This is a genomic window from Paenibacillus sp. FSL R5-0475, from assembly GCF_038004585.1.
In the GTDB taxonomy this organism is placed as follows: domain Bacteria; phylum Bacillota; class Bacilli; order Paenibacillales; family Paenibacillaceae; genus Paenibacillus_AQ.
The window spans coordinates 4,483,680-4,501,477 of the sequence record NZ_JBBORK010000001.1 but is presented as its reverse complement, the minus strand read 5'-3'; the positions used below and the strand labels follow the sequence as shown (position 1 = coordinate 4,501,477).

Sequence of the window (17,798 nt, the reverse complement as noted above, 5' to 3'; positions counted from 1 at the left end):
TCTCCAAAAAGTAATAGTAGAAAACGTATGAGAATTATAGGGATCGAACCAGTAGTGTTCGGTACCTTCAATACTATCTTTATGTTATGTCTAGTCATTGTTACCTTGTATCCATTCTTGAATACTATAGCAGTTTCCTTAAATGAGGGGAATGATACCATCCGCGGAGGCATTTATCTATTGCCTAGGGAGTGGACTATACAGAACTACAAAGCCGTTTTTGCCTCTGGTACAATTATTCCTGCTTTTTGGATTTCGGTAGCACGAACAGTGATATCTACGATCCTGAATCTATTTTTAACCACAATGCTTGCTTATACTTTAAGCCGGAAAGAATATGTTTTCCGCAAGCAGATTACCTTTGTTTTCGTTCTAACCATGTATTTTAATGCGGGTCTGATTCCAAACTATTTCCTAATTAAGGATCTTCATTTGCTAAACTCGTTTTGGGTATATGTAATACCAACTATGATAAGTGCATTTAATATGATCGTCATCCGTACTTATATTGGTAGCTTACATGAAAGTCTTATGGAATCCGCGAGAATCGACGGTGCCGGGGAATTCAAGATTTTTATGAAAGTAGTCTTCCCTTTATGTAAACCTGTTCTTGCTACCATTGCCCTTTTTGTCGCGGTAGGTGCATGGAACTCATGGTTTGATGCTTTTATCTACACCTCTTCCCGCCAGCACTTGAGTACATTGCAGTATGAATTAATGAAACTAATACAATCTAGTATGAATGCGAACAGTAGCGCAAGTGTAGCTAACGGGGCAGGGGTAACTGCAGAGTCAGCGGGGTCAATGGTTACTCCAAAGTCCATTCGTGCAGCCGTTACTATCGTTGCTTCGGTTCCAATTTTGCTAGTTTATCCATTTATGCAAAAGTACTTTGTAGTTGGAATGAATGTGGGAAGCGTGAAGGAATAAGCAGTTTGCAATCACTATTAAGGAATAGGAAGGTTGTTTGTTAAATTATGACCCAATCTCCGATCACATACACGAACCCAATACTTCCAGGTTTTTATCCAGATCCTAGTATCACTCGAGCAGGGGATGATTTCTACTTGGTGTGTAGCTCCTTCGAATATTTTCCTGGGGTGCCTATCTTTCACAGCCAGGACTTGATTCACTGGACACAAATTGGTCATGTATTAGATCGTGTAAGTCAGCTAGATACACGTAAGAGCAAAAGCTCTGGAGGTATATTTGCTCCAACCATCCGGTATCATGAAGGAACGTTTTACATGATAACGACCGAAATACACGGGAAGGGGAATTTCTATGTTACGGCCACGGACCCAGCGGGTCCGTGGTCAGACCCGATTAGTATTCCTTATGGAGGAATTGACCCTTCCCTAATGTTTGATGAGGATGGAAAGGTATATGTAACCACTCAGCAGGGAGCAGATTATGATTCCCACGCTATTCAATATGAGATAGACATTGCTACAGGAGCAGAATTAACAGAACCTGTTGTCATCTGGACTGGGGATGGTGGACCTTGGACGGAAGGACCACATTTGTACAAAATTAACGGAATGTATTATATCATGTCTGCTTCAGGCGGCACGGCAAAGGAACACCGAGAAATTATCGGTCGTTCTTCCTCCCCTTACGGTCCTTTTGAAAGATTAGAACAACCGATATTGACCCATCGCGGGACTGATAGTCCCATTCAGTATCTAGGACATGCTGATCTGATCGAAGATCGTAACGGGGATTGGTGGGCCGTATTCCTTGGAGTACGTCTAGTAGATTCCAATTATACAGTGCTAGGAAGAGAGACCTTTCTTGCCCCTGTAACGTGGAATGAAGACGGATGGCCGATGATTGATAATAACGAAGATATCGTAGGAGTGGATATGAAGGTTCCGCGTGTACCGGGTCAATCACCAAAGCCTGCGCTAAGCGGAAGGTATGACTTTGAAGACGATGTATTACCGTTCGCAATGACCTTTCTTCGTAATCCCGCTGAGGCAAGCTGGTCTCTAAATGAACGCCCGGGATGGTTATCTCTTTGGGGTCAATCTAAGGGTCTCAGTGATATAGGACAGGTGGCCTTTATAGGAAGAAGACAGCAGCATACTTCAGCAGAATGGAGTACATTACTGGATTTTAACCCTACCGTGGACGGTGAAGAGGCTGGACTTTGTGCTAGATTGGATGAGCATGCACATTATGAGGTTGGCTTGGTGCAAAAAGATGGCCACAGAGTCATTGCAGCACAATTAACTATTGATGGAATAACCCGTGTAGAAGCAGAAGTACCAATTACAGCTGAGCGAATTTATCTGAAAATACAGGCGGAGCTTACCGAATATACCTTATTGTTCTCCTTGGATGGGCAGGAATGGAATAAGCTATCTACAGCGGCAGCATACCCATTATCCCCACAGGCCGTAAAAGGAAATGGATTTACAGGTGTTCTTGTTGGCTTATATGCGACAGGTCATGGTAAAGTAGCTGAGGTACCTGCCCACTTTGATTGGTTCGATTATCGGTCATAATGAATAGCGTTTGTTAGGAGGGAACTTGTTGAGACAAGCTAGTGATTTTACAGAGCCTGCACTAAAGACAGTGTTCGCAGAGGATTTCAAGATTGGCGCAGCCGTCAACCCATTAACTATCCAATCACAGGAGCATTTGCTTGCTTATCATTTCAACAGTATTACCGCTGAGAACGAGATGAAATTTGAAAGTCTGCATCCACTTGAGGACACTTATAACTTTAGGGCAGCAGACCATCTGGTTGCCTTCGCCAGGGAACATCATATGGCGATGCGCGGACATACCTTGATTTGGCACAACCAGACAACGGACTGGCTGTTTGAGGATAAGGGCGGAGGACCTGTAAGCAAAGAGATTCTGCTTGCACGAGTCAAATCACATATTCAGACCGTTGTAGGACGTTATAAGGATGATATTTATGCTTGGGATGTTGTCAATGAAGTTATAGCCGATGAAGGAGAAGAGCTTCTTCGCCATTCGAAGTGGCTCGACATTGTTGGCCCGGATTTTATCGCCAAAGCGTTTGAATTCGCCAATGAAGCTGACCCTAAGGCATTATTATTCTACAATGACTATAACGAATCCCATCCATTAAAGCGTGACAAAATCTATAAACTGGTGAAGTCGCTATTGGAACAAGGCGTGCCGATCCATGGCGTCGGATTGCAGGCACACTGGAATTTATACGATCCTAGTCTGGATGATATTCGTGCAGCGATCGAAAAATATGCATCGTTAGGACTTCAGCTCCAACTGACAGAGCTGGATGTATCCATGTTCCGTTTCGATGATAGACGAATGGACTTAAAGACAGTACCTGCTGAGCTGCTCGAGCTTCAAGCAGATCGATATGAAGCGATGTTCGCACTGCTGAGAGAATACCGGGACGTGATTAGTTCGGTTACGTTCTGGGGAGCAGCGGATGACTATACCTGGCTGGATGATTTCCCTGTTCGTGGGCGGAAGAACTGGCCGTTCCTATTCGATGAAGGGCATAAGCCGAAGCCAGCTTTCCATCGAATTATCACCTCTGCCACGAAATCATAGAGTGGGCAAGCTGCTCAAATAATGAACTGTGAACCCGTCCTTATATCGATTAAGGGCGGGTTATTTATACGTTGATAGATTAGTAGAATAGATCTCAAAGGGCGGATTAAAGTGAGCGTGACAATTAGAACGATTCTGGAAGATTTAATAGGAGCTATGGAACAGATAGATGGGACTGTGGATACTCTTAAGCCGGGGAATCCAAAAATGGTGATTACAGGGATGGTTACGGCATTTTGCGCTACGCAATATGTTGTAGAACGAACGATTGCTATGAACGCCAATTTGTTGATCACACATGAAGGTGTGTTTTACAGTCATCATGAGACGAGCAAGTGGTTAAAGGATGACCCTGTGTCTCGCGCGAAACGGAGTTTGATTGAGCGTTCTGAACTGGCTATTTTTCGTTATCATGATTATTGGCATCGGCATCAACCGGATGGGATCATGGTGGGCTTGCTACGAGAGCTTGAATGGTCAGCCTATGTGGTTGAGCAGCAATCCACTGCTACAATCCTATCGATTCCAGCTATGACGGTAAGTGAAGCGGCTCTGTATATAAAAAGAAAGCTAGGCATCTCCTATGTACGTGCTGCCGGAGACCTATCCCAGATATGCAGACATGTGGGGATATTAGTAGGTTACAGAGGAGGTGGGACGATGGCTATTCCTCTTTTTAATCAGCACAATCTTGATTTAATTATTGCTGGCGAGGGCCCCGAATGGGAAACTCCAGAATATGTGAGGGATGCTGTCCACCAAGGCAGATCAAAAGCGCTGATTATGTTAGGTCATGCGGAAAGTGAAGCTCCAGGAATGAAATATTTAGCTGAAGTTCTGGCACATAAATACCCAATTATTCCCACTTATTTTATTGCTGAACAACCGGTCTATCAGCTGGTTTAATTCGTATAAACCGAAATGAAGAATAAATTTGCATATTATGGAGAAAATGATTGGAAACCAGGTCACTGAGAAAGGAGTGCTTCAATGGAAATTCCTTTGGAGGCTGATGAAGTGTTAAGTCGTATCAAAAAGCTTCAAACCGATGGAAGCTCGATCAGCAAAAAACAAGTGAAGCAAAGCGATCCTGATCTTATGAGAAGTGCGCTGTTCTTTTTTCCGAGCTGGGAGCATGCATTGAAAAACGCCGATCTGTTGTAGCCATATGATTGTATAACGAAGCCGAGTGGTTCAGGGATTGATTTCTGATGGCCGCTCGGCTTTTTTTAGATATATTGAGTAAACAAGAGTAAAAGAAAGAGAAAACGAAGTGTATGCTCAATATGAAATGAAAAGCATGGCTTTCAACATTATTTTGCCCACGGCTCAACTTTACAAGAAACCTTACACGGAGTATGATTCATCACATAACTGACAATTACATAAGAAGTCCGCTTAATTTCCGTTAAGGAAAGCGGGGGAACCAACAACTGGGAACCAGTGTAACAATCGGTACTAGTTATGGGGTGAATCCTGTTCCAGGTGCATAAATGCATCCATGCAGGTAGGGCAACTCTCACTGCCCGAATCCGACAGCTAACCTCGTAAGCGTATGGAGAGAGGATGAATGGCGTATTTGATGATGAATAGCCACAGAGAATCCCTCTGTGGTTTTTTGCTGCGTTAAAAAGCAGATATAGTTGTAGAACCTATCTATGAAAGAGGTGTTAACTTTGCCTATTGCTAAACTGAATGGAACTTCGCTCTATTACGAAATCAATGGAACAGGGACTCCGGTTGTGTTTATCCATGGACATGGATTAACACATAGTATGTTCAAGCCACAATTAGAGTATTTTTCTGATAAATATAAAGTGATTCTGTGTGATTTACGGGGGAATGGCAAATCAGGTGAATTACTGCAGGCCCCAAACGAGATTATTGAAACCCAATGTCTAGATATAATAATGCTATTAAATGATTTGGGTATTCGTGAGGCTGTTTTTGTTGGGAGTGCCTATGGGGGGCTCGTCGTTCAGCATATTGCGAAACAATATCCAGAGCGAGTAAAAGCGATTGTTGTCGCGGATAGCTTTTGTAGAAGTCAGGCGTCAACGATAATCGGTAAAATCCAGCTTATGGCTGCTTATTGTAGCTGGTTAATGTATTACGCTCCAAGTGAGCTTGTACTGCCTTCGATTCGTATGATGTACCGGGAACGCTGGAATCTGGCTTATAACGAGATTAGAAGAGGACTTCTCGATAAACGTCCACGGGAATTGTATCGGCAAAGGCTGGCTACGAGCCATGTGGATTACACTAGATGCTTAAAGTCTTTTAAGCGTCCCGCCTTATGTATTGTAGGTGACTTTAGTGAATTTGGAGTTAATTGTATGAAGGATATGGTGTCTCAGCTGCCACATGCTCAGTTAGTGATCATCCCTAACGCATTAGATCCTAGTAATCTGTGTCAGCCGGAGAAATTTAATGCTATACTTCAGCGGTTTTTGGAGAAACAGCAGGAAACTCAGCAGATTAGTTGATCTTAGTGGTAAGTGAGAAATGAGGGGCGTCCCATAGCCGGGGAGTATGTACTGGCTACGGGGCGTTCTTCTGTATGTCTGTATTTTGTACAATGCTGTCTACTGATGTAAGATTAAAGATATTCGATATTAACTATCTAAAGGAGCTGAGTCATGATGTCTCAAGCCGAAACCATAAAATTGACCTCATTATCTTCAAAAGGGGGCTGCGGCTGCAAAATCGGTCCCGCCGATCTCATGCAGGTTATTCGCAGTCTACCACCAACCGTTCCTAATCCGGATCTACTTGTAGGTCTGGATACCAGTGATGACGCTGGGGTATATCGATTAAGTGATGATCTAGCGTTAGTGCAAACTGTTGATTTTTTCACGCCGATCGTGGACGACCCTTATTCCTTTGGGCAAATTGCAGCAGCTAATGCGTTAAGTGATATTTATGCTATGGGCGGCAAGCCGCTTACAGTGCTTAATATTGTGGCCTTCCCTATTTCTGTTTTGGACAAAAGCATTCTCGGTGACATTTTGCGCGGTGCAGCAGAAAAAGTGCAGGAAGCAGGAGCAACGCTTGTGGGCGGACATTCCATCGACGATAAAGAGCCTAAATTTGGATTGGCCGTTACGGGCCTTGTGCATCCGGACAAAGTAAGAACGAATGCAGGTGCGCAGGCAGGAGACAAGCTGATTTTGACTAAACCTATCGGTGTGGGCATCTTAACGACTTCTATTAAAAAGGATCAGCTATCCCCAGAAGAAACTACACGCCTTACGACAGTCATGTCTACACTGAATAAAAAAGCGGCAGAAATCATGGAGCCCTATGATGTACATGCTTGTACAGATGTTACCGGATTCGGGTTGCTTGGACATGCCTCGGAAATGGCAAAAGGGAGCAATCACGGACTGATTATTCGTCAAGGCGATGTACCGATGCTGCCAAGAGTAAGAGAGCTCGCGGAGCAGGGCTTTGTTCCAGGCGGCACTAAGAATAACTTTGCTCATTTGGAGGGCAGTATTCTTTATCCGGAAGAGATGGACCAATTAAGCCGCTATATTCTGTGTGATGCTGTGACTTCCGGTGGATTGCTGATCTCTGTTGCTCCTGAACAAAGTGAGGATTTGCTAAAAGAGTTAGTAGATGCAGGTGTAGAAGCAGCATTGATCGGAGAGGTAACGGAAGAGCATCCGGGTCAGATTGCAGTTATAGCTGCGCAATAACGCTGGAGTTCAGCTTAGAGGCGACCTAAGAAGTTAGCCACCAGAGGAGAGAGCGCATTGTTTCAGGATATTACATTGGAAGAACTAAGAGTGTTAAAGAATAAGAAGCAGATCACCGTTATCGACGTTCGATCTCCTTCTGAATATAAAGATGCAACGCTGCCGGATAGCTTGAATATTCCCTTTTTTGATGATGAGGAACGGGCTGAAGTAGGTACGTTGTATAAACAGACAAGTGTGCAGGCTGCGAAAGAACGCGGTTTGGAGATTGCTGCTGCGAAGCTACCTTCCTTTGTCAAAGAATTTGCTGCGATTCAAGGGGACAAGGCTGTATTCTGCTGGAGGGGAGGTATGCGCAGCCGTACAACTGCGACCGTACTTTCTTTAATGGATATTCACGCTTACCGATTGATTGGCGGCTATAAAGCTTACCGTAAATGGGTACTCGATGAACTGGAGTCCTATGAATTCAAGGCGAAGCCTTATGTCATTCATGGAAATACGGGTACAGGTAAAACAAACCTGCTGCACCGCCTGAAGGCACAGAGCTATCCTGTTTTGGATTTGGAAGGAATGGCAGGTCACCGCGGTTCTATCTTTGGCGAGATCGGACTTCATGCAAACAATCAAAAAACGTTCGATAGTCTTCTTATGGAGGAATTAATTAAGCTTGGGGATGCTCCTTATGTACTGTTTGAAGCGGAGAGCAAAAAGATTGGGAAGGTCGTAATGCCCCCATTCATGGCCGAGCAGAAGGAGATTGGAACACAAATTTGGATTGAGATGCCACTACAAGCCAGAGTGCAGCAAATCCTTGAGGATTATCGACCAGAAGAATATAAAGAACAGTGCATTTCAGCATTTCGAAGTATCAAATCGCGAATTCATATCCCCATTGCGGCGGAAATCGAGCGTTGCTTGCAAGCTGATATGTTCGGAGAGGCTGTTGCGCTGCTGTTAGAATACTACTATGATCCTAAATACGATTATACGTCTACTCAGTATGAAGGCATTGAGAGAGTTACCTTTAAGGTGAACAATTTGGATGAAGCTGAGGCTGCGGTAATCTCTTTTTTAAGTAATCAGAAGGTATAAGCTTTATGTATCGTAAAGTATGAGGGGTTTAGAGGAGGCTCGGCTTAACAAATGATCTATTTAGACTATAACGCTACAACACCTGTAGATAAGGAAGTAGCAGAGGTTATGATTCCTTATCTTTATGGTCATTTTGGCAATCCTTCAAGCAGTCATTCTTTGGGACAAAAAGCTAAAGTCGGAATCGAGCGAGCAAGAACACAGGTGGCTAATTTCCTGAATTGTACGCCGGGTGAGGTGCTTTTTACAAGCGGGGGCAGCGAGTCGAATAATACCGTCATCAAGGGCGTCGCCCAAACGTATCGACATAAAGGCAATCACATTATTGTGTCTGCTGTGGAGCATCCTGCGGTAATTAAACCGTGTCAGTATCTGGAGCAGTTGGGCTACACGATTACTTATGTACCTGTTGACGCGTATGGAACGGTGCAGGTAGATGATGTGAAAAATCAGCTTACAGACCAAACTATACTAGTCTCCATTATGCACTCTAATAACGAAACGGGCACGATTCAGCCGATCAAAGAAATAGCTGAGGTCTGCCATGAACGGGGTGTCCTTGTACATACCGATGCTTCGCAGTCCGCTGGAAAAGTAGAGCTTGATGTGGCTGAGTTAGGGGTGGATTTTCTAACGCTGGCAGGCCATAAATTATATGCGCCAAAAGGGATTGGAGCATTGTACATCCGAGAGGGCATTCACATCGAGCCATTAATTCACGGAGCAGGGCATGAGCAGGGGAGACGTGCCGGAACGGAAAACACCCCTTATATTATTGGATTAGGAAAAGCCTGTGAGCTTGCTTCGGACTCTGCATCCAGAGAGCGTGTGAAAGAAGTAGCGGATTATTTCTACGATAGATTGCAGAAGGCATTTGGCGACAGAATTCACCTGAATGGTCATAGGCATAAGCGATTGCCCAACACGCTTAACGTTAGTTTTCTTGGAGCGGTGGGTCACGAAGTGATTGCTTCGCTGGAAGATGTGGCTGCCTCAACAGGCTCAGCTTGTCATTCTGGAGAAACATTGATTTCACCTGTTCTAAAGGCAATGAATGTCTCAGCAAGTATTGGGCAGGGAGCGGTTCGTTTTAGTGTGGGACGGTATACGACTAAAGCGGAGATCGATGAGGTTATCGGTAAGCTGAAAGAGTATTTGTTGTGAGTGGATTGCCAGGGATAGCTAAGTTTGCTCAATAGCGTCTCTCCGGATCGAAAGATTAAGAAATTTTAATCGAATATTATAACAAAAGCATCTGTTACTCCTTTAGTGGGGAGGGCAGATGCTTTTGTTTGTGTTAGTGATTATACAATAGTAAAGCCTGCACTTGCATAACCAGTGACTGTATTTACAAGGGTAAGACCTGTAGCAGTGGCTGAGAATACCATAAGTAGACGTGTCTGCGGTGTTACAGCAAAATTGATACCATTCGTAATTCCGCTGACAAAAGTTCCTAAATTAATAGTACCAGTGATAGATGGAAGTGGTACTATTGCACCTGGAATAGGAGTAAATGTGTTATTTGGTGTGGCCGATTGGTACAATTGCGCTGTTACATTTATCGTAGTACCAAGAAGCGATAAAGCAATGGTATTACTGAAGTATGCAGCAATAGATGTTATCACTCCTGAACGAGGAACGGACATTGCAAAGTTGATAAGAGGTCCAAGAACAGTACCTGTCAAATCTATATTTCCACCAACAAGAGAAATGCCTGTGGCTGAACTTCCGAAGCCTATAAGGCTTGTTGTTCCCACCAAACCACCTAAAACCGTGGTCATAATAATTGGTCCACCAGATGCCAGTGGAATGATTGCGCCATCACCGGTTGCCCCAGTAACTCCTGTAACTCCGGTAACCCCCGTCGCACCAGTCGGACCAGCAAGTCCGGCAGTACCCGTAACCCCCGTAGCTCCAGCAAGCCCGGCAGTACCTGTCGCACCCGTCGGCCCAGCAATTCCAGCAGTACCTGTCGCACCCGTCGCGCCAGCCAGCCCCGCAGTACCTGTAGCACCTGTCGGTCCAGCAATTCCAGCTGTACCTGTAGCGCCTGTCAGTCCAGCAAGTCCGGCAGTACCTGTAGCGCCCGTCGGTCCAGGACCTGGAGGTCCCTGTATACCTTGCGCCCCAGTCGCACCCGTCGCGCCTGTCCCGCCAACACCATATTCTCCTTGAGGACCTTGAGGACCTTGAGGACCCTGAGGACCCTGCGCCCCTTGAGGTCCTTGCGGACCAGTCGCACCTGTTGCTCCACCAGCAATTAGTAAATAATCTGATGAACTACCTGGTGTTCCTTTGGGTCCGGCAACAGTAGCTATATAAGTGCTGCCATTAAAGGTTACTACTTGACCCGCTGGATATAATGGGCTTTGTGCCGGATTAAAGACTACAATACCTTGCAGCCCTGCACCAGTGGCTCCTTGTGGACCCTGAGGTCCTTGAGGCCCTTGGGGTCCCTGAGATCCTTGAGGCCCTTGAGGTCCTTGGGGTCCCTGAGGACCTTGTGGCCCCGTCGCACCTTTAATAGGTAAGCCAAGCGCTTGTGAAATAGAAGCTTGAATATGTCTGATTTGAATTACCAACTGATCTTTGCAATGAGGGTCAATCTTCGTGGCGAGGATAAAAGATAATAACTCGGCTAACAGCTGTTGAAGATTAGTACCCACGCTCACGACGGAGAAGGGACTGACCTCAGTAGATACAATAGTTATTTCTACTACAGAAAGAAGCTCCGTTCTAAAAGGGCTGCATATCCTAGCCTCATGCAAGAATTCCATGAGCTCTCTTAACACTCTTTGAAGATTGGAAATATGAAGTGTAGTGGGATTCGTAAGTGCGGGAGGTACCACTATAGCAAGCTCTGTGACTATTTTTAATAGTGCAGCACACTCTCTTTTTCTAACAGGACTGCTTATTCTTCCTTGTTTGTTTAGGATAGCGTCACCTTTGAATGGTCTATGATAATGATCCGACATGCTTCTGTATCTCCTCCTTGAGCTTCTCCTTTTCATACCTTTAAAAATTGGGAACCTGCCCAATCAGCATATTCAGAGAAGCTGAAGTTGTTACAGTAATCGCTCTGGAAGTCAATACACATGAACCTACATTAAAAAGGCAAGCCACCGCTAATACAGTAGCCTGCCTTTTTTTGATAGAGTAGTTTAGTAGTGTTATTGATCTGTACTCCGTTCGCATTCTCACTCAGCCTTCAGTTTTATGAACGAGTATTAGAACGCCTGTATTCCATCGGCGTGATGCTGAAGTTGCGTTTGAACATCCGATGGAGATAAGAACTGCTCGTGAAACCGGTCATTTCAGCAATATCCGATACGGACAGATCGCTCTCTTTCAAGAGGCGACATACTTCCTGCATTCGTACATCCATGATGACATCCACAATAGCTGTCATTGTTTGCTGCTTATAAAGACGGCTGACATATATAGGTGACAGGTTAAGCTCATCAGCAATCTGGTTCAGGCCCAGGCTGGGGTCCGTGTAAGATTGATTGATTTTTTGGTTAATTTGACGGATCAGATCACTTTGCTTAGAGCTACGTTTATCGACCTGTAATTCCTGAATATCATCGAAGAGTTGGTAAAAAGCTTCTTCAAGCTCCTTCATCGTCTCGTAATTCTCAAGTGAAGGTATCTTGAGGATATCTTCCACAGATGTAGAGCTGAGCTTTTTGATATTATCGATGATTCTCTTAATCGTTAGCGTCACCCTGGATAGCGTTAGTTCTAGTACATGGTAGGGGTATTGGTCCAATTCGCGCACGATGTCAGAGAAATGGCTACGAGCTTCGTCTGTTCTACTACTGGTGAGGGCATCGACCAGCTTTTTCTCGTTATCCGCAGGGTAAGAGTATAGGTTATTCTGCAATTCGTTAATCTTCTCCGCGTTGATTAGGCAACCATGCCCATAAAAAAGTCTATGTTTAGAAGCTTCTTTGGCCTGGTTATATAGGCGGTTCAATCGATCTGGATTATCACTAACGGGACTGTACACTAGCGATAATCCTATTTTCAGATAATCGCAGCAAGCCACACGGATTTGCCTTAGCAACACTTCGATTAATTCCGAATCGAGATGTTCAGTGGACGTCATACTGCTAAGCAGCATAACAACACTATCATCGTTCATATCTACGCTTTCCACTTGATAAGTCTGACCGCAAATTTCCGAAGCGATATTCATGATCGCGAACTTGTATGCTAGTAGATAAGCACCTCGCTCTTGTCGCAGGGTATTGTATTCATCAATACGCAGCAATACAAGCCGATAACCTTCGTTTAAGTTGAAAGCAATACTTAGTTGCTCGAAATCACTAGGCCGACTGCTGTGGGGGGCTTTTATACCGAGCACAAGATTACGTAATGAATTCTGTCTAATCGTAAACATACTGTTGCGCTTGTCAGCTTCAAGGCTATTCATTCGGCTTACAATGGAATCAATAGGAAGGTAGAGGCGTTTGGACAGCATTCTAGAAATGATAAGTCCGAATATTAAAATAATCAAAGAAATCAGTAGTGTTGTATTACGGATTTGCTTAGTCTGTTCTGTGATTACATCATAAGGAGTGATGCGAACATACTGCCAACCAAGAGAATCTGGTGAAGTATAGGACACTAATGATTTCTGGCCTTTAAAAGGAGCTGTGAAATAACCTGCGGAGCGGGTTTTAACTTTATTCTCTATCCAACTGCTTTCATCCCCCGAGAGCTTCTCCAATGTCAGCTTGTTCCCCGATAGAAACCGATCTTGGTCATCAAGAAGATAAGTATTACCACTACCGGCGGTATTGCTGTTAGCCAACTCCTTGTTTATCCAAGCTGCTGATATATTAACAATAACTGCAGAATTGATGGCACGGTCCCAGTTGATCGCATCATAGCAGAGATAAGTATAGACAGCGATAGCTTCTGATTTGGGTTCGCCGATGGAATAGGTGCGTGGGATCGGAGTGAATGTTTTGTAATCCTGATAATGATTCAACATTTGTATGATTTCAGTGTCCTCTAACTCTCCTGTGGAGTACACACCATTCTGCCCTTGCGCCGCTGAGATATATATAGTGTCATTATTCGGATTATAAACATAGATGGATTCAATGTATGGCATGGAGTTCAGATAGTTTCCGAGATCCGACATTGCAGCCGTAACCTCGTAAATGGAAGGTTTGTTGTAGAACAACAGATGGGAAATAGTGGAGGTCCTGTATAGCTGAAATGAAAGCGTTTGAGCTACTTCAGCCATGTTGACTACTTTTTTGCCAGTCTGAGTTAGATCTTTTAGATCGGAACGGAAGGTCTGAGTCTTTTCGACGCCGATGTAGTATGTATAGTACACGATTGTAGAGACCAGAAGAGTTAACGAAATACATAGTGTAATCGTTGTTAGCAGCTTGCCATACAGCAGTCTTTTTCTCCGTATATCATTATTCTTCATAATAGCCCTCCCCCGAAATATATGCGGCTTATTGGATAAGGCTCTGGATGAACTCTAGATATGAAGTCCTCTTATTATAATTGCCCTAGAGTGAACAGAACAGTGGAGTAACACTAGAATGTTGTATTTTACCAATATATAGCTGTGAAGAAAATAAATATTTGTGCACTTATCATCATTATTTTCGGGATATTCGAGTGCATTCCCCTATGTACACTGGCATTAACACTATTCATCGTTTCTTCATAAACATCCTTATTGTTCAACAGCGATTTCTCCAGTTTGTGCAGGAAAGCTATGAAGCTTCACTTCTGTGTTCAAAAGAACCACCCTATAGTGGAATTATGCAGTTTCTACATTAAAGGGAGTGAGAGACCTTGAGCCAAACCTCATCCAAAGGAATCTCAACCGTCGAACTTGGCATCCAGGCCGATGGAAGAGCACGCTTACGGACGACAAGAAAGAAGAAGGGATTTATTTATGAACTGATACACAATCGGATGATGTTTCTGATGCTGCTGCCCACCTTGATCTTTTTCTTAGTGAATTCTTATTTTCCAATGGTAGGTATCTATTATGCGTTCACTCAATTTGACTTCAACAGCAGTATGTTTAATTCCAAGTTCGTCGGCTTGCAGAATTTCGAGTTTCTCTGGAGATCCGGCACACTGGTGAAGCTGACGATGAACACGATAGGTTACAACATCGCTTTTATTGTACTTGGGAATGTACTGGCGATTGCTTGTGCGATTCTCTTAAGTGAACTGAATGGGAAATGGTTTAAAAAGATTAGCCAATCGATAATGTTTCTACCATATTTCGTATCCTTCGTCATTCTAAGTGTTATTGTCTACAACCTGTTCAATTATGACAGCGGTTTCTTAAATACAATGCTTACACAATTTGGGCTTGATCCGGTGGACGTTTACAGCAAACCCTGGGCTTGGATTTTTCTAATTATTATCTTCTATCTATGGAAGAATCTCGGTTATAGCATGGTTATCTATCTAGCAGCGATTACAGGGATCAGTGATGAATATTATGAAGCGGCTAAGATCGATGGCGCTAATATTTTTCAACGGATTTGGTATATTACAGTGCCAATGCTGAAATCAACCTTTGTGGTGCTGCTGCTCTTTGCGCTCGGAAGTATTATGAAAGGGCAGTTTGATCTGTTCTATCAATTAATAGGAAACAACGGGCTTCTCTATAATACGACGGATATTCTCGATACCTACGTCTATCGCTCGCTTAAAGTAACGTTTGATGTGGGCATGGCTACTGCTGCCGGGGTCTATCAGTCCTTGTTCGGTTTTGTCCTCATCATGACGGTTAACTATATTATTCGCAAAATAAATGATGACTACGCCCTGTTCTAGGAGGACAAGAAATGAAAATTCAAAAGGATAAATATACACGGATGCTTCATGCAATCGCCTATGTGGTCATCATTGGACTGTCGGTTGCTTGCCTGCTGCCCTTTCTGCTAATTATATCCGCATCATTAACCAGCAATGAATCTATTATCCGGGATGGCTATCATCTGATTCCGGGGCAGTTCTCTCTTGAAGGCTACAAGACGGTGTTCATTTTCCCGGATGAAGTACTGCGTGCTTACACGGTCACCATCGTCACCACTGTAGTGGGAACGACATTAGGACTCTTCTTCATGACGATGGCTGGTTATGTGCTGGCCCGCAAGGATTTCAAATACCGCAATACCTTTTCCTTCTATATATACTTTACGACCTTGTTTGGTGGAGGACTTGTTCCTTGGTACATCATGATTACTAAATACCTCGGTCTGCTGGATTCCTATGCTGTATTGGTGCTACCAGGCCTGATGACACCGTTCTTAATTATTTTAATGAAGAATTTCGTTAAATCAGCAGTCCCTGAGGAGCTATTTGATTCTGGGAAAATCGATGGGGCCGGTGATTTCAGAATCTACTGGCAGATCGTCCTCAAGCTCTCCATGCCAGGGATTGCTACAGTCGGATTGTTCCTTGCATTGTATTACTGGAATGACTGGTTCACATCTTCACTGTTCATTAATGATACCCATAAATATCAACTGCAGTTCTATCTGTACAATGTTATCAATTCAGCGCAGTTCATTGCACAGATGGGCGCTGGAACTGGGGTGTCTCTGGCTACAGAAGTCCCTGCTGAGTCTACCAAAATGGCCATGGCGATTGTTGTGACTGGACCAATTCTATTTCTGTATCCATTCGTTCAGCGTTACTTCGTCAAAGGGTTGACCATCGGAGCTGTAAAAGGTTAGAACCGTAACCTTACCCCTACCCGGGTTTAGGTAAAGTCGGCTAACATAGAAGCATAGTGAAAAGGGAGGATTCAGATGAATAAGCTACGGGGCAAAAGCATGTCTATTCTGCTCACGTCAGTACTGAGCTTGGCTCTACTGGCAGGCTGTGGGGGGAATTCTAGTTCCACGAACGGGGAAAATGCAGCGGTAAAAGAGAGTACTAGCGGCGGGAATACGGCTCAGAGCACCAATGCTGAGACTGAGGAGAAGTCGGGGCTGGATACATCGAAGAAGGTAGAGCTGCAGTTTTATATGCTGGGCGATGCCCCGAAGGATCTTTCGAGCGTTGAAGCGGAAATTAACAAGATGGCTGAAGAGGATCTGAATGCAACCGTTAAATTCAACTATACAACTTGGACAGACTGGGATCAGAAGTACAAATTGCTACTATCTTCTGGACAATCGATTGATTTGATTTTTACTGCGGATTGGACACAGTATCAAGCTTATGCTAAAAAAGGAGCTTTTTTGGCTATAGATGATTTGCTGCCGACGGCTGCTCCAGCGCTCCAGCAATTTGTACCGCAGGATATGTGGGATGCAGTTAAGATTGATGGCAAGATTTACACTGTACCCGCGACCTATAAGGAATATGTAACTAACGGTTTCGTATGGCGTGAGGATCTGCGTAAGAAATACAATCTGCCTGAGCCAACAGATCTGGCCAGCTATGAGGCTTATATGGAAGGGATCAAGAAGAATGAACCGAAGATGTCGCCGGCATCCTTTAACAGTGATGTGAGGGGTAATCTGCATGATGTCTACACTACACTTACCGCGATGGTCGGAAGTCCGCTGCCTTATGGTATCGGAATCAAGTACAGCGATCCTTCGAAGGCTTATCTTTACTGGGGCTCGGAGGAACATAAAGAAGAACTGCTGACCATGAGACGTTGGCAGGAAAAAGGCCTAATCTCCAAAAATGTATTGAACGTGAAGGACACTCTTCAGGCTCCGGTTATTGCGGGTAAAGCGGCATCCATATTCGGTGATAACCCGACTCGCTTCAACGATACGCTGATGAAAGTTAAAGCAGCTCATCCAGATTGGGAGTTGGGTTACTATCCTTATGGTCAAACAATCGGTTACGCAACACCGGTGCATCCTATTCATAATGGATTTGCTATTCCGAAGGGCAGCAAGAACCCGGAACGTGCATTAGCCTTTTATGAGAAGATGGTTTTGGATAAACGTTATAACCAGCTGACACAATACGGTGTTGAGGGAAAAAATTATAAGGTTGATGCAAACGGCTATTATGAGCTTATTGGAGATGCTTCTACGAACGGCTTCACTCGTGAAGGGATGAACGGCTGGGCATGGCGGAACCCGGAATTTATGTTATTCGACAAATCCTATGATGGCGTCAAAGAGATTTTCGCTGAGCTTGATAAGATTCAGAAGCCGGATATCTTCACAGGATTTGCAGAAGATTACACCTCTTATCAGGCTGAAAAAGCGGCGCTGGAACAGGTAGAAAAGCAATACCTGTATCCGCTGCAAGCCGGATTGGTAGAGGATGTTGATGCGGGTCTAGCTACCTTTATGGAGAAGGCTAAGCAAGCCGGCCTTGAGAAAATTCAGGCGGAATATATCAAGCAATGGAATGCTTACGTACAGGGGAAGGGTCTGTAATAAAAAGAGCAAGGGATGTTCCTTAAGCCATAAA

14 protein-coding genes and 1 riboswitch are annotated in these 17,798 nt (G+C 44.2%); of the genes, 12 read left to right on the top strand and 2 right to left on the bottom strand.

Annotation, left to right across the window (positions count from 1 at the left end; translation table 11 throughout):
- Positions 1 to 27 precede the first annotated feature (27 nt).
- The 9 genes from MKX41_RS20090 to MKX41_RS20050 all read left to right on the top strand — a co-directional run bounded on the left by MKX41_RS20090 (position 28) and on the right by MKX41_RS20050 (position 9,518).
- Positions 28 to 930 carry a carbohydrate ABC transporter permease gene (locus tag MKX41_RS20090; RefSeq protein WP_340975000.1) on the top strand — a complete coding sequence of 301 codons (903 nt, stop codon included), beginning with the start codon at positions 28 to 30 and terminating at the stop codon, positions 928 to 930.
- A 47-nt stretch (positions 931 to 977) separates the two neighbouring features.
- The gene (locus MKX41_RS20085) at positions 978 to 2,510 is read left to right on the top strand and encodes a glycoside hydrolase family 43 protein (RefSeq protein ID WP_340972790.1); all 1,533 of its coding nucleotides are present in this window, start codon (positions 978 to 980) and stop codon (positions 2,508 to 2,510) included.
- Between the two features lie 28 nt (positions 2,511 to 2,538).
- The gene (locus MKX41_RS20080; protein ID WP_340972789.1) at positions 2,539 to 3,558 is read left to right on the top strand and encodes an endo-1,4-beta-xylanase; all 1,020 of its coding nucleotides are present in this window, start codon (positions 2,539 to 2,541) and stop codon (positions 3,556 to 3,558) included.
- A gap of 111 nt (positions 3,559 to 3,669) precedes the next feature.
- Positions 3,670 to 4,464 (top strand): Nif3-like dinuclear metal center hexameric protein, encoded by a 795-nt coding sequence (locus MKX41_RS20075; protein WP_340972788.1) that lies wholly within the window; start codon positions 3,670 to 3,672, stop codon positions 4,462 to 4,464.
- An 84-nt stretch (positions 4,465 to 4,548) separates the two neighbouring features.
- The gene (locus MKX41_RS20070; protein ID WP_170880375.1) at positions 4,549 to 4,722 is read left to right on the top strand and encodes a hypothetical protein; all 174 of its coding nucleotides are present in this window, start codon (positions 4,549 to 4,551) and stop codon (positions 4,720 to 4,722) included.
- Between the two features lie 221 nt (positions 4,723 to 4,943).
- Positions 4,944 to 5,128, top strand: a riboswitch (cyclic di-AMP (ydaO/yuaA leader).
- Positions 5,129 to 5,234: 106 nt separating this feature from the next.
- Positions 5,235 to 6,044, top strand: a complete 810-nt coding sequence (locus MKX41_RS20065; protein ID WP_076300380.1) for an alpha/beta fold hydrolase — start codon at positions 5,235 to 5,237, stop codon at positions 6,042 to 6,044.
- A gap of 153 nt (positions 6,045 to 6,197) precedes the next feature.
- Positions 6,198 to 7,259, top strand: a complete 1,062-nt coding sequence (gene selD / locus MKX41_RS20060; RefSeq protein ID WP_445671321.1) for a selenide, water dikinase SelD — start codon at positions 6,198 to 6,200, stop codon at positions 7,257 to 7,259.
- A 57-nt stretch (positions 7,260 to 7,316) separates the two neighbouring features.
- Positions 7,317 to 8,354, top strand: a complete 1,038-nt coding sequence (mnmH, locus tag MKX41_RS20055) for a tRNA 2-selenouridine(34) synthase MnmH (protein WP_076285291.1) — start codon at positions 7,317 to 7,319, stop codon at positions 8,352 to 8,354.
- A gap of 51 nt (positions 8,355 to 8,405) precedes the next feature.
- Entirely contained in the window at positions 8,406 to 9,518 is a 1,113-nt protein-coding gene (locus MKX41_RS20050; RefSeq protein WP_076285290.1) for a cysteine desulfurase family protein, read from the top strand.
- A 140-nt stretch (positions 9,519 to 9,658) separates the two neighbouring features.
- Here the strand turns inward: MKX41_RS20050 and MKX41_RS20045 are convergent, their stop codons facing one another.
- Complete coding sequence (locus MKX41_RS20045; RefSeq protein WP_340972787.1) at positions 9,659 to 11,329, bottom strand: exosporium glycoprotein BclB-related protein; 1,671 nt, start codon at positions 11,327 to 11,329, stop codon at positions 9,659 to 9,661.
- Positions 11,330 to 11,568: 239 nt separating this feature from the next.
- Positions 11,569 to 13,803, bottom strand: a complete 2,235-nt coding sequence (locus tag MKX41_RS20040) for an AraC family transcriptional regulator (RefSeq protein ID WP_340972784.1) — start codon at positions 13,801 to 13,803, stop codon at positions 11,569 to 11,571.
- A 500-nt stretch (positions 13,804 to 14,303) separates the two neighbouring features.
- Between MKX41_RS20040 and MKX41_RS20035 the strand changes: the two genes are divergently transcribed.
- The 3 genes from MKX41_RS20035 to MKX41_RS20025 all read left to right on the top strand — a co-directional run bounded on the left by MKX41_RS20035 (position 14,304) and on the right by MKX41_RS20025 (position 17,764).
- Positions 14,304 to 15,182 (top strand): ABC transporter permease, encoded by an 879-nt coding sequence (locus tag MKX41_RS20035; protein WP_143759548.1) that lies wholly within the window; start codon positions 14,304 to 14,306, stop codon positions 15,180 to 15,182.
- Between the two features lie 11 nt (positions 15,183 to 15,193).
- Positions 15,194 to 16,087, top strand: coding sequence for a carbohydrate ABC transporter permease (locus MKX41_RS20030; RefSeq protein WP_042191692.1), 894 nt, complete (start codon positions 15,194 to 15,196; stop codon positions 16,085 to 16,087).
- 75 nt (positions 16,088 to 16,162) lie between these two features.
- On the top strand, positions 16,163 to 17,764 hold the full coding sequence (locus MKX41_RS20025; protein ID WP_445671320.1) for an extracellular solute-binding protein: 1,602 nt from the start codon (positions 16,163 to 16,165) through the stop codon (positions 17,762 to 17,764).
- Positions 17,765 to 17,798 lie beyond the last annotated feature (34 nt).

What these genes read in the sequence shown, in the direction of transcription:
- MKX41_RS20090 (WP_340975000.1), top strand. Translation starts at nt 28, where the DNA reads ATGAGAATTATAGGGATCGAACCAGTAGTGTTCGGTACCTTCAATACT.
- MKX41_RS20085 (WP_340972790.1), top strand. Translation starts at nt 978, where the DNA reads ATGACCCAATCTCCGATCACATACACGAACCCAATACTTCCAGGTTTT.
- MKX41_RS20070 (WP_170880375.1), top strand. Translation starts at nt 4,549, where the DNA reads ATGGAAATTCCTTTGGAGGCTGATGAAGTGTTAAGTCGTATCAAAAAG.
- selD (WP_445671321.1), top strand. Translation starts at nt 6,198, where the DNA reads ATGATGTCTCAAGCCGAAACCATAAAATTGACCTCATTATCTTCAAAA.
- MKX41_RS20050 (WP_076285290.1), top strand. Translation starts at nt 8,406, where the DNA reads ATGATCTATTTAGACTATAACGCTACAACACCTGTAGATAAGGAAGTA.
- MKX41_RS20045 (WP_340972787.1), bottom strand. Translation starts at nt 11,329, where the DNA reads ATGTCGGATCATTATCATAGACCATTCAAAGGTGACGCTATCCTAAAC.
- MKX41_RS20040 (WP_340972784.1), bottom strand. Translation starts at nt 13,803, where the DNA reads ATGAAGAATAATGATATACGGAGAAAAAGACTGCTGTATGGCAAGCTG.
- MKX41_RS20035 (WP_143759548.1), top strand. Translation starts at nt 14,304, where the DNA reads ATGATGTTTCTGATGCTGCTGCCCACCTTGATCTTTTTCTTAGTGAAT.
- MKX41_RS20030 (WP_042191692.1), top strand. Translation starts at nt 15,194, where the DNA reads ATGAAAATTCAAAAGGATAAATATACACGGATGCTTCATGCAATCGCC.
- MKX41_RS20025 (WP_445671320.1), top strand. Translation starts at nt 16,163, where the DNA reads ATGAATAAGCTACGGGGCAAAAGCATGTCTATTCTGCTCACGTCAGTA.